This is a genomic window from Sphingobium sp. B2D3A, from assembly GCF_025961795.1.
In the GTDB taxonomy this organism is placed as follows: Bacteria; Pseudomonadota; Alphaproteobacteria; order Sphingomonadales; family Sphingomonadaceae; genus Sphingobium.
Window position 1 is genome coordinate 2,904,897 of sequence record NZ_JAOQOI010000001.1, and the last position, 11,318, is coordinate 2,916,214.

Here is an 11,318-nt window from a genome sequence, read left to right on the forward strand (position 1 = left end):
TGATCCTTCAGCGCATCAGCACCAGCTCTTCGGCCATGCTGGGGTGCAGCGCGACGGTGGCGTCGAAATCGTCCTTGGTCAGCCCTGCCTTCACCGCGATAGCCGCCGCCTGCAGGATTTCGGGCGCGTCCGGGCCGATCATGTGGATGCCGACCACCCGCCCCGTCGTTTCCTCGCACACCAGCTTGTAGAGGCTGCGCTCGTTGCGATTGGCGAGCGTGTTCTTCATCGGCCGGAAATCGGAGGTGTAGACCTTGACCGCTCCCAACGTGTTGCGCGCCTCGCCCTCGGTCATGCCGACCGCGCCGATTGGCGGGTGGCTGAACACCGCCGAAGGAATGCAGCCATAATCCACCGTCCGCGGATTGCCGCCGAACACGGTGTCGGCAAAGGCATGGCCCTCGCGGATAGCCACCGGCGTCAGTTGCACCCGGTCGGTCACGTCGCCCACCGCATAGATGCTCTCGACATTGGTGCGGCTATACTCGTCGACCTTGATCGCGCCCTTCACCGTCTCCACGCCAACCTTGTCCAGGCCGAGCCCGTCGATCTTGGGATTGCGGCCGGTGGCGAACAGCACCAGATCGGTCTCGATGGGGTCGCCACCATCGATAAAGACCTTGAGCGAGCCATCCTCCTGCTTTTCGATCTTTTCGAGCGGCGCGTTGAACCGGAAGTTGATGCCCTTGGCCATGCTGATCTGCAGCAGGCGGTCGCGGATCTGCTCGTCATAGCCGCGCAGGATCTGGTCGCCACGCAGCACCACCGTCACCTGACAGGCGAACTCGTGAAAAATGCCGGCGAACTCGTTGGCAATATAGCCGCCGCCGAAGATCGCGACGCGCTTGGGCATCTTTTCAAGATGGAAAACCTCATTGGAGGTGATCCCCAGTTCCGCGCCGGGCGCATCGGGCACATTCGGCCAGGCGCCGACCGCGATGAGGATGACCTTGGCGGCCACCAGCTTGCCGCTGGCCAGCCGCACCTCATGCGGCCCCTCCACCGTTGCGCGCTCATGGAAGGTCGTCACCTTGTTATTGTCGAGTGTCTGCTGATAGAGCCCTTCGAGCCGGGAGACCTCGCCGATCACATTGTCGCGCAGGGTCGGCCAATCAAAGCTGCAATCAGAGACATTCCAGCCAAAACGCCGGGCATCCTTGATGTCCTCGGCAAAGTGGGCGCCGTAGACGAGCAGCTTCTTGGGCACGCAGCCCCGGATCACGCATGTTCCGCCGACCTTGTGCTCCTCCGCCACGGCGACCCTGGCGCCATGCGCGGCCGCAATGCGCGAAGCCCGCACGCCGCCCGACCCAGCACCGATTACGAACAGGTCAAAGTCATAGTCGCTCATCAGGAGAGATCCTCGGATTATCTTGATCGTGTCCGCGCATATGGGCGTGAGCGCACCGCGCGCAAAGCAATTTTGCGAGGGGCGCCACCAGATTCGCTACGTCTTCCGGCGCCGCGCAACGCTGTGAGTGGACGGAAAGGCGCCGCGCACGGGGCAATTGCGCCCGCTATCGCTAGCCTCTTGTCACGCCCGGCCCTAGGCTCTAGGGCATCTCCAGATTGAAGACCAAAGTAAAGCAAAGGACCTCTCATGAGTGAGACCGCGGATCGCGTGAAGAAGATCGTCGTCGAGCACCTCGGCGTCGAGGCGGACAAGGTGACCGAAGACGCGAGCTTCATCGACGATCTGGGCGCTGACAGCCTCGACATCGTCGAGCTCGTCATGGCTTTTGAGGAAGAGTTCGGCGTCGAAATCCCCGACGATGCTGCCGAGAAGATCGCCACCGTCAAGGACGCGATCGATTTCATCGACGGCAAGCAGTAAGATAGCGGGAGCCCGGTTCGCGGCCTCGTCGCGGACATGCACCGGCCAGTGAATACACATGGATACGGCTCTCCGGTTGCGGGTTTGACTCGCCATGGGAGGGCCGTTCGTGTTTGATCAGCGCCCGGCGTTCCGGGCAACTGGCCGGGTGACTGGATCAGGAGAGTGAAATGCGTCGTGTCGTCGTAACAGGTCTCGGCATGGTTTCGCCCCTTGGCGGCGACGTGGAGACAAGCTGGAAGAACATCATCGCCGGCCGGTCGGGCGCGGAAACGATCACCCGTTTCGACGCGACCGATTTCCACACCAATTACGCCTGCGAAGTGAAGGCCCCGGATCATGAATTCGGCTTCGACCCGAACAAGCGCGTGGATCACAAGGTCCAGCGTCAGGTCGATCCGTTCATCGTCTATGGCATCGACGCGGCCGGCCAGGCCATAGAAGATGCCGGCCTGACTGAGATGAGCGAAGCCGAGCGTCTGCGCACCGGCTGTTCGATCGGCTCGGGCATTGGCGGTCTGCCGGGCATCGAGAGCGAATCGCTGGTGCTGGAGCACAAGGGCCCCAAGCGGGTCTCCCCGCACTTCGTCCACGGTCGCCTGATCAACCTGATCTCCGGTCAGGTCTCGATCAAATATGGCCTGATGGGCCCTAATCACGCCGTCGTTACGGCCTGCGCGACGGGCGTTCACTCGATCGGCGACGCGGCGCGGATGATCGCGCTCGACGATGCCGATGTGATGCTCGCCGGCGGCGCGGAAAGCGCCATCTGCCCGATCGGCATTGCCGGTTTCGGTCAGGCGCGCGCGCTGTCGACCGAATTTCGCGACGAACCCTGGCGCGCCAGCCGTCCGTGGGATCAGGCTCGCGATGGCTTCGTCATGGGCGAAGGGGCCGGCGTGGTTGTGCTGGAAGAATATGAGCACGCCAAGGTGCGCGGTGCGAAGATCTACGCAGAGATCCTCGGCTACGGTCTCTCGGGCGATGCCTATCATGTCACGGCACCCCATCCGGAAGGCTCGGGCGCCTATCGGGCGATGGAAATGGCCATGCGCAGGTCCGGGCTTTCGCTTGCCGATATCGACTATGTGAACGCCCACGGCACCTCCACCCCGCTCGGCGACGAGCTGGAGCTGGGTGCAGTGCGGCGGCTGTTCGGCCCGGCCCTGGAGACCATGTCGATGTCGTCCACCAAGTCGGCCATCGGGCATCTGCTCGGCGGTGCCGGTGCAGTCGAGACGATCTTCTGCATCCTTGCGATGCGTGACCAGATCGTGCCGCCCACCCTCAACCTGGATGATCCCAGCGACAGCTGCCAGGGTGTCGACCTCGTTCCGCACACGGCAAAGCAGCGGAAGGTCAAGGCCGTGCTCAACAACAGCTTCGGCTTTGGCGGCACCAACGCCAGCCTTGTGCTCAAGGCTCTCTGACGGCCGCAATGCGCCGCATCGTCCTCACGGTCGCTGCTCTGCTGCTGGCCGGATTGGCCGTTGCGGCGCTTCTCTTCGTCCATGGCTGGTCGAGGCCCGGCCCGCTTGAAGCCGACGCGACGATCATCGTTCCCGAGGGCGCGACGCTGCGCAAGGCGGCCGATGAGCTGGAGGCGCAAGGCGCTATCGGCTCCGCCACCGCCTTCCTTGCCCGCGCGCGGGTGCTGGGCGGCGATGGATCGATCAAGGCGGGCGAATATCGCATTCCCCGGCGGGCGAGCAGCGCCGACATTCTGGGCATTCTCCAGAGCGGCAAGACTCTCGTCCACCTCGTCACCATCCCTGAAGGGATGCCCTCCATCCTCGTACATGAGCGGCTGATGGCCAATGCCGAGCTGACCGGAGACATTCCCGTGCCCGAGGAAGGCTCGGTGATGCCGGACAGCTATGGCTACCAGAAAGGCGAGACCCGCGCGGCAGTGCTGGGCCGGATGCAGGCCGCGATGACGAGCTTCATTGCCGCGCAGTGGCCCAAGCGCTCGGCTGCAACGCCAGTCAAGACACCTGAGCAGGCCGTCACCCTCGCCAGCATCGTGGAGAAGGAAACCTCCATCCCCGCCGAGCGACCGACGGTGGCCGGTGTCTACGCCAATCGGCTGCGCGAGGGCATGATGCTGCAGGCCGACCCCACGATCATCTACCCGATCACCAAGGGCAAGCCGCTTGGGCGCCGCATCCTCCAGTCGGAGATTCGCGCGGTGAACGACTATAATACCTATGCGATGACCGGCCTGCCCAAGGGGCCGATCGCCAACCCCGGACGCAGTTCTATCGAGGCCGTCCTGCGGCCGGCGGCAACGAAAGCGCGCTACTTCGTCGCGGATGGCAAGGGCGGGCATATCTTCGCGGAGACGCTGGCCGAGCATAATGCGAATGTGCGCAAATGGTATGACATCCGCCGTCAACGCGGCGAAATGTGAGCTTTGCTCAGCGGAGCAAACCCCTGCTCCGCAACCGCAGCGCATAGCCCAGTTGCAGCAGCGCAATCAGCACGATGAAGGCCGGGAACAGCGCCGCACTGGTGCCCTTGACCGCCAGCAGATCGGTGCCGAGGAAGGAGTAGCTGAACTGGATCAATATGGCGATCAGCGCGATGAGCGAGAACCAGACGGCGGCGGCGCGCCGTGCCAGAATGGCAACGGCGCCGGCAAACGCGGCGGCAACGGCCACGCCGTAGCTCAGCCAGGCCCAGCGCGGCATGTTGGCCCAGATTTCCGCCTGATAGGGATCGGCCATGGCCAGCTCTTCGAGATTGGCGGTCGATTGGACAAGGAAGGCGGCGATGCCGATCAGGGTCCATATCAGAAACAGAATAGCCGGAATCCGCGACATGCTCCGGCTGCGATGGTCCCCCACACCCGTCATCACACACCCCCTCCCCATGGCTTGTTGCACGGCCATTTAGCCCGGTTCTGACATGACGCAAACTGTCCTCGAACTGCCCCGCGGCCCCCTCATCGTCACCGCTCAGTTGAGGAGCGCGGACCAAGCATGGGCCGACGGGCTGCGTCAGACCCATTATCCCGCCGCTCGCAATCAGGTGCCCGCCCACATCACCTTGTTCCACCATCTCCCGCCTTCCCTGCATGCCGAACTGCGGACGATGCTGAAGGGACTGGTCGATCGTCCCCCACCTCCGGCCAGTCTGGGCGAGCCGTTCGGGTCAGGCGGCCTTGTCGCGCTGGCGGTGGAGAGTGGCGAACTTCTCGACATACGCGCCATGATCGCCGAGCGGTTTGAGCGGCACCTCATCCCGCAGGACCACGCACTCAAGCGCCTGCACATCACGGTCCAGAACAAGGTCGCTCCCTCCGTCGCGAAGGAGACGCTGGCGCTGTTGCGGACACAGATCCGCCCTGCCCCTCTTGGCATCGCCGGCCTTGCGGTATGGGTTTATGAAGGCGGCCCCTGGTCTGCCCTGAGCCAGCACCGCTTCGTCGCTGATCGTCGTCACAAACGAAACGGCCCGCTTCATCACGAAGCGGGCCGCTGCATCAGCCGGGCCTTGCCGGCCGTTTCGTCACAATCAGAACGAGATCGACGCCTGCACATACCAGCTGCGCGGACGTGCGTAGATCTTCTCGGCATAGCCGAGCGTGCCGAGCGACGCATTGCCCTGCACCAGATACAGCTCGTCGAACAGGTTCTGCACGCCGCCGGTCAGCTTCCACCCGGTCGCCTTGTTGGCGAGCGTGACGGATGCATTGCCGACGAAATAGCCGTCCTGCTCGATCTCCGGCACGCTGCCGGTGATGAACTTGAGGCTGGCGCTGTAATTGCCGTCGAAGCGAGGCGTCAGCGTCACGTCGTCGTTGAGCGGGATCTCATAGCCGATGCCGAAATTGCCCTGGAAAGAGGGCGTGAACGGCAGGTCATCGCCCGGCTGAACCGTCGCCGTCGCGCCCGGAACAGGCGTGATGCTCAGGATCTCATCGTTGAGCGTGCTCGCCGCGATGTCGATCCGCAGGCCGTAAGCGCGCGGATGATAGCTCAGCTCGCCTTCAAGCCCGCGAATACGCGCCTTGCCGCCGTTGAACAGCAGCGGCACGACACCCTGACGGAAGATCAGCTGGATATTGCTGTAATCCGCCTGGAAAGCCGCCGCGTTGAAGCGGAAATCGCCGAAATCGAACTTGGCGCCGATCTCGTAGCTATCCACCTTCTCCTCGTCGAACGGCGTCGGCACATTGCCCGGAGGCGCCGCATTGTAGCGGGTGTTGAAGCCGCCCGACTTGAAGCTGCGCGAGTAGGAAATGTAGGTGCTGACATTGCGCGTCCACGAATAGCGCACGCTCGCCGAGCCGGTCAGCGCAGAGAAGCTCTGCGAATAGGGGCCCGGATAGATGAACAGCGGGCCACCCTGCGGGATCGCCAGCGTCGGCAGCGGATCCGGGTCCGGCAGCGTGGCTGGGAACAGGTTGAACACGATGCCGTGATATTTCTTCTTGTCCCGCGTGTAGCGCAAACCGCCAGAAATCTCGAGATTCTGGATCGGCTTGACCGAAAGCTCGCCGAATACCGCGATGGAATCCGTTTCCAGATCAGAAACCTGCAGGTCGCGCGAGCCGGGGCCGCCTGCCAGCAGGGACCCGATGACCGGCGGCGACGGCGGGAAGGCCAGCGGCACGGTCGCCCGCTCGTTGGTCTTCTCATTGAAGTAATAGCCACCGATGATGCCGTTGAGCACCGGCGATTCATACTGCAGCTGGAGTTCCTGGCTATACTGGTCGGACTGCGAGCCCACATCCGTGGTGATCAGCAGCAGCGGGGTATTGTCCGCATCGCGCACGCCGCGCGACTGGGTGGAGCGATAGGCGCTGATCGACTTCAGCAGGACATTAGAGGTCACATTCGCGGTGACCGTGCCCGAGACGCCCCAGACTTCCGAAGTACTCAGCACCGGGGCCGTGCCGCCATTGACGAACGGGCCCTTGTCCTGGAAATTGTTGGCGCAGCGAGCATCGTTGATCTGCGGCACGTTCGGCGCACCGAAGCGCGGATCGCCCGGCGTGAGCGGCGCGAACGGGATGGTCGCGCCGGGGCAGCCGGCCGCCACGCTCGCGATCGCCGCGACCGGTGCGTTCCGGTTCACGCCGGCGAAGACGAACGGCGCACCGTTCTCGTCCCGCTTGGTGTAGTCACCGCGGATGTTCACCTTGATGTCCGGGCTGGCTTCCCAATAGAGCGCGCCATTCAGCGTCGCGCTATCGTCATTGCCGAGATCAATGCCGTCATATTCGCGGATCACATAGCCATCGCGCTTGCGGAAACCGCCCGAGACGCGCGCCGCCAACGTGTCGCCCAGCGGAATGTTGAGGGCGGCAAAGCCTTCCATCAGACTGTCCGAACCAAGGCGCAGGCGCACATCCGCACCAAACCGGCCCAGCTCAGGTTGCTTGGTGCGCACGAGAATGGCACCGCCAATGGTGTTGCGGCCGAACAGCGTGCCCTGCGGGCCGCGCAGCACTTCAACGCCGGCGATATCGCCGAAGTCGATGGCGCCACCGACGGCGCGGCCGACATAGACTTCATCCAGATAGATGCCCACGCCCGGATCGACCGCCGCCGTGGGATCGAGCTGGCCGATACCGCGGATGAACACCACCGTCGCGGCGGAGTTGCCGGAGAGCTGGCCCGCCGTCTTGAACTGGAGGTTGGGTGTGATCGTCTCGAGATCGGACGTCTGGTTAATCTGACGGTCTTCGAGCACCTGCGCATCGAAGGCGGAGATCGCGACCGGCGTATCCTGCAGGGATTCGGCCCGGCGACGCGCAGTCACGATGATCGTGCCGGCATCCGATTCCGTATCCATCGCCTGGGGCGTCTGGGTCGCGGCCGTATCCTGCGCCAAGAGCGGCGTGGAGATCAGCGCGCCGAGCGCTGCGCCAATGAGAAATGGGGCTTTCATGATATCCTCCCTGTGGTTTCTTGGTCGGCGCAGCGGGGCCGCGCGTGCCCCGCAGGGCATTGACCTGGCCGCGAAAATAAGCCCATCATGCGCAACTAGCAATGCGGCATAACAATCAGTGCGCGGCTGTGATATACGCGCAACACACCCTTAGCTGGGAAATGATTTTCAGGCGGGAAGCCATGGCCATGAGGCAACCGCAAGCATCAGGAGGGGAGCCATCGACCAATCTGCCGAACCGTCCGATGCGCTTTCGCTCGGTCTTCTGGGCGATCTGGCCGGCTATCATCTTCGCCGCGCCTTCGCGGTAATGTCTGCCGACTTCTCCCGCACCTTTGCCGATAGCGACATGCGGCAAGTGCTCTTTGCTGTGTTGTCGGTCGTCTCTGCCAATCCCGGCATCAGCCAGGGCCGGGTGGGCACCGCGCTCGGCATCAAGCGCACCAATATGGTGACCCTGGTCAATCAGCTCGTCGCGCTCGATTTCGTGACGCGCCGGCCTTCGACAGCGGACCGCAGGGCGTTTTCCCTTACGCTGACGGACAAGGGCGCCGCCGCCTTCACCGAGGCCGCCGCACGCATCCACCGGCACGAAGCCCAGCTTCTGGCGCATCTCGATACACAGGAGCAACAGCTGCTGATCGATCTGCTGCGCAAGATCAGGCCGGCGCGCGCCGAGGGCTTATCCCCCTCGAACGCGTCCGACCTCAGCCGCTAGGCGACGCCGACCTCTTTCAACGGAATTTCGCCATCCGCCAGTTGCGCCCGGTCCAGGCGGCTCCCGGCGACGACATGGGCGCGGCCCTGCACATAATCCTTGGTGCGGTTGACGCAGTCGAGCGCGATGACATGCCCCTGCCGCAGATAGACGACCGAGAAGCTGCGCGAAGCCGGATCGCCGCGCACGATGCACTCGTCGAAATCCAGCGACAGGCCGATCGTCTGCAAGCGCAGATCATATTGGTTGGACCAGAACCACGGCACCGCCTCGTAGGGAGCGGGGTTACCCATGATATGCTGCACGGCCGTGCGTGCCTGATCATTGGCATTCTGCACCGATTCGAGCCGCATCCGGCGCCCCGCCGCAAAGCGGTTCTCATGCGCGGCGCAATCGCCGATCGCGTAGACGTCAGGCAGCGAGGTCTCGCAATATTGATCGACATCCACGCCGTTGCCGCCGCTCGCCCCCGCGAGAATCAGCGGCCCGGTCTCCGGCACAATGCCGATACCGACGATCACCGCATCAGCCGGGATCACCTCGCCATCGGCCAACCGAACGCCGGTGGCCTGCCCCTGATCACCGGTCTCGATGGCATCCACCGAGGCCGAGAGGCGCACGTCCACACCATGGGCGCGATGTTCCTGCGCGAAGAAGTCGGACAGTTCCGGCCCGGCAACGCGCGCCAGCAGCCGCTCCTGCGCCTCCAGAAGCGTGACCTGCTTGCCGAGCTTGCTCAGCACTGCCGCCGCTTCAAGGCCGATATAGCCGCCGCCGACGATGGCGAACCGCTCCGCCGTGGGCAGAATGGCCATCAACCCATCGACATCGGCGCGCGACCGCACGGTGAACAGGCCGCTCGCCGTCGAGCCCGGACAGGACAGCCGCCGGGCCGAGCCACCACCCGCCCAGATCAGCTTGCCATAGGAAAATTCCGTGCCCTTGGCCGTGACCACCTGATGCGCGACCGGATCGATCGTCTTGACCCGCTCCCCGAGGAACAGCGAAATCGCCTGATCCGTCCAGAAGTTGGCCGGGCGCAGCAGGATGCGCTCGAAGGTCTTTTCGCCGGCCAGATAGTCCTTGGACAGCGGCGGACGCTCATAAGGAAATTCCGGCTCATCGCCGATCAGGCCAACGGAGCCCTCATATTTGAGCTGGCGAAGCAGGATCGCCGCCTGTGCACCGGCATGGCCTCCCCCCACGATCAAGCAGTCGAAATGCTGCACGTCATCTCCCCAATGCAAATTACCCCGCGGCCTTGCCAGAGAAACGAAGGTGCCGCAATCGAACGGTCAACCATTGACCATCCGATTTCGCCTGCGTATAGCGCGCCGGCCTGACGCCGCAAGGCGGCAGCAAGCCCTTGGGGCGGAGTAGCTCAGCCGGTTAGAGCAGCGGAATCATAATCCGCGTGTCGGGGGTTCGAGTCCCTCCTCCGCTACCATCCTTCCAGCAACGTAGATCGCAAAGCCGAGGCTGGAAGAGCGCGCCATGGACGTGGCGCGCCCTCCCCTGCTCAGACGAGTTCCTGCAGGTCCGCCGGACTGAAACCCTTAAGGTCGCTCCAATCCTGCTGCTGCACCTTGCGGGGCCATTGCGGATCGCTGATCAGCGCGCGGCCTACGGCGATGAGGTCGAATTCGTCGCGCTCCATCCGCTCAATCAGGCGATTGAGCTCCACGCTTCTCGAGCTTTCACCGCCGAAAGCCGCCAGAAACTCGCCCGAGAGGCCGACGGACCCGACGCTGATCGTCGGCGCGCCGGTTAGCTTCTTGGCCCAGCCGGCAAAATTGAGGCCGGCCTCGCCGTCGATCTCCGGGAATTCAGGCTCCCAGAAGCGGCGCTGCGAGCAGTGGAGGATATCGACGCCGGCATCCACCAGCGGCTGCAGCCAATCCTCCATCTCGGCCGGTGTTGCGGCCAGACGGGCGGAATAATCCTGCTGCTTCCACTGGCTGACGCGCAGGATCACCGGGAAATCTGGCCCGACCGCAGCGCGAATGGCGGCGACGACCTCACCGGCAAAGCGCGCCCGCTCGCGGATGGTAGATCCGCCATATCGATCCTCGCGAACATTGGTACCAGACCAGAAGAACTGATCGATCAGATAGCCATGGGCGCCGTGGATCTCGATGGTGTCGAAGCCGAGGCGCTTGGCGTCGGCGGCTGCCTTGGCGAAGGCCGCCACGGTATCGGCGATATCCTCTTCGGTCATCGCGACGCCGCGCGGTTCGCCGGGGGCGAGCAGACCGGAGGGGCTTTCAACCGGCGCGTCCGGCTCCCAGCCGCTACCGGTGCGAGTCGAGCCGGTGTGCCAGAGCTGCGGCCCCATTCGCCCGCCGGCGGCATGGACCGCCTCGATCACTCCCGCCCAGCCGGCCAGCGCCGCCTCGCCATGGAAGAACGGAATGCCCGGATCGTTGCGCGAGGCTGGCCGGTCGATCACCGTGCCTTCCGAGAGAATGAGCCCTGCCCCGCCCTCGGCCCGTCGCCGGTAATAGTCCGCGTTGGGCTGGCCGGGGATGCCGCCAGGCGCCTTCGCCCGCGTCATCGGCGCCATCACGATGCGATTGGGGAGGGAGAGCGATTTGAACTTAAAAGGCCGAAAAAGTACGTCGCCAATGCCAGGCATAGCCGGTAACTCCAGGGTTCAGAGTGGGTCGTCGGCTTGGTAGATAGGCGCGCGACGCCAAATGCCAAATGTCGGAGAGGATTTGCCGGCAGCGCCCCATCAGGCAGACCCAGCCACAAGCGCGGTCATCTGGCGTTCAGGCTGGGATGCGATACCTGCGGCGTGCCGACCGACCGCCTGTACGCGCAACCAACCCGCGCGCTCATCTTCCGCGAAGGCCGGCATTCCTCCCC

The 11,318-nt window shown here is 64.2% G+C and carries 9 protein-coding genes, 1 tRNA gene and 1 pseudogene; 6 read left to right on the top strand and 5 right to left on the bottom strand.

All coding sequences use genetic code 11. From position 1 onward, the window contains the following. Positions 1 to 7: 7 nt before the first annotated feature. Entirely contained in the window at positions 8 to 1,351 is a 1,344-nt protein-coding gene (gor, locus tag M2337_RS13465) for a glutathione-disulfide reductase (protein ID WP_264570661.1), read from the bottom strand. A 249-nt stretch (positions 1,352 to 1,600) separates the two neighbouring features. On the opposite strand from gor, the gene M2337_RS13470 reads away from it, so the two are divergent. The 3 genes from M2337_RS13470 (at position 1,601) to mltG (ending at position 4,244) form a co-directional block, all read left to right on the top strand. After that, positions 1,601 to 1,834: an acyl carrier protein gene (locus M2337_RS13470; RefSeq protein WP_181559973.1), complete on the top strand. Its 234-nt coding sequence runs from the start codon at positions 1,601 to 1,603 to the stop codon at positions 1,832 to 1,834. Positions 1,835 to 2,004: 170 nt separating this feature from the next. Further along, on the top strand, positions 2,005 to 3,264 hold the full coding sequence (fabF, locus tag M2337_RS13475; RefSeq protein WP_264570662.1) for a beta-ketoacyl-ACP synthase II: 1,260 nt from the start codon (positions 2,005 to 2,007) through the stop codon (positions 3,262 to 3,264). Positions 3,265 to 3,272: 8 nt separating this feature from the next. Then, positions 3,273 to 4,244: an endolytic transglycosylase MltG gene (mltG, locus tag M2337_RS13480; RefSeq protein WP_264570663.1), complete on the top strand. Its 972-nt coding sequence runs from the start codon at positions 3,273 to 3,275 to the stop codon at positions 4,242 to 4,244. A 7-nt stretch (positions 4,245 to 4,251) separates the two neighbouring features. On the opposite strand, the gene M2337_RS13485 is transcribed toward mltG, so the two are convergent. Then, entirely contained in the window at positions 4,252 to 4,656 is a 405-nt protein-coding gene (locus M2337_RS13485) for a sugar transporter (RefSeq protein WP_264570664.1), read from the bottom strand. An 85-nt stretch (positions 4,657 to 4,741) separates the two neighbouring features. Between M2337_RS13485 and M2337_RS13490 the strand changes: the two are divergent. Next, positions 4,742 to 5,170 (top strand): annotated as a pseudogene (locus M2337_RS13490) (2'-5' RNA ligase family protein); the annotation flags it as partial. A gap of 180 nt (positions 5,171 to 5,350) precedes the next feature. On the opposite strand, the gene M2337_RS13495 reads toward M2337_RS13490, so the two are convergent. Next, the gene (locus tag M2337_RS13495) at positions 5,351 to 7,732 is read right to left on the bottom strand and encodes a TonB-dependent receptor (RefSeq protein WP_181559978.1); all 2,382 of its coding nucleotides are present in this window, start codon (positions 7,730 to 7,732) and stop codon (positions 5,351 to 5,353) included. Positions 7,733 to 8,081: 349 nt separating this feature from the next. On the opposite strand from M2337_RS13495, the gene M2337_RS13500 reads away from it, so the two are divergent. Continuing rightward, positions 8,082 to 8,450, top strand: coding sequence for a MarR family winged helix-turn-helix transcriptional regulator (locus tag M2337_RS13500; RefSeq protein WP_264570665.1), 369 nt, complete (start codon positions 8,082 to 8,084; stop codon positions 8,448 to 8,450). Here the strand turns inward: M2337_RS13500 and M2337_RS13505 are convergent. Then, positions 8,447 to 9,679 carry an NAD(P)/FAD-dependent oxidoreductase gene (locus M2337_RS13505; RefSeq protein ID WP_181559980.1) on the bottom strand — a complete coding sequence of 411 codons (1,233 nt, stop codon included), beginning with the start codon at positions 9,677 to 9,679 and terminating at the stop codon, positions 8,447 to 8,449. The two genes, M2337_RS13500 and M2337_RS13505, sit on opposite strands and share 4 nt — an antisense overlap. 141 nt (positions 9,680 to 9,820) lie before the next feature. Between M2337_RS13505 and M2337_RS13510 the strand changes: the two genes are divergently transcribed. Then, a tRNA-Met gene (locus M2337_RS13510) sits at positions 9,821 to 9,897 on the top strand. 72 nt (positions 9,898 to 9,969) lie between these two features. Here M2337_RS13510 and M2337_RS13515 read toward each other — a convergent pair. Further along, a complete protein-coding gene (locus M2337_RS13515) occupies positions 9,970 to 11,085 on the bottom strand; it encodes an NADH:flavin oxidoreductase (protein WP_264570666.1) in 1,116 nt (371 codons plus the stop codon). Between the last annotated feature and the right edge of the window lie 233 nt (positions 11,086 to 11,318).

What these genes read in the sequence shown, in the direction of transcription:
- M2337_RS13500 (WP_264570665.1), top strand. Translation starts at nt 8,082, where the DNA reads ATGCGGCAAGTGCTCTTTGCTGTGTTGTCGGTCGTCTCTGCCAATCCC.
- fabF (WP_264570662.1), top strand. Translation starts at nt 2,005, where the DNA reads ATGCGTCGTGTCGTCGTAACAGGTCTCGGCATGGTTTCGCCCCTTGGC.
- mltG (WP_264570663.1), top strand. Translation starts at nt 3,273, where the DNA reads ATGCGCCGCATCGTCCTCACGGTCGCTGCTCTGCTGCTGGCCGGATTG.
- M2337_RS13495 (WP_181559978.1), bottom strand. Translation starts at nt 7,732, where the DNA reads ATGAAAGCCCCATTTCTCATTGGCGCAGCGCTCGGCGCGCTGATCTCC.
- gor (WP_264570661.1), bottom strand. Translation starts at nt 1,351, where the DNA reads ATGAGCGACTATGACTTTGACCTGTTCGTAATCGGTGCTGGGTCGGGC.
- M2337_RS13470 (WP_181559973.1), top strand. Translation starts at nt 1,601, where the DNA reads ATGAGTGAGACCGCGGATCGCGTGAAGAAGATCGTCGTCGAGCACCTC.
- M2337_RS13485 (WP_264570664.1), bottom strand. Translation starts at nt 4,656, where the DNA reads ATGTCGCGGATTCCGGCTATTCTGTTTCTGATATGGACCCTGATCGGC.
- M2337_RS13515 (WP_264570666.1), bottom strand. Translation starts at nt 11,085, where the DNA reads ATGCCTGGCATTGGCGACGTACTTTTTCGGCCTTTTAAGTTCAAATCG.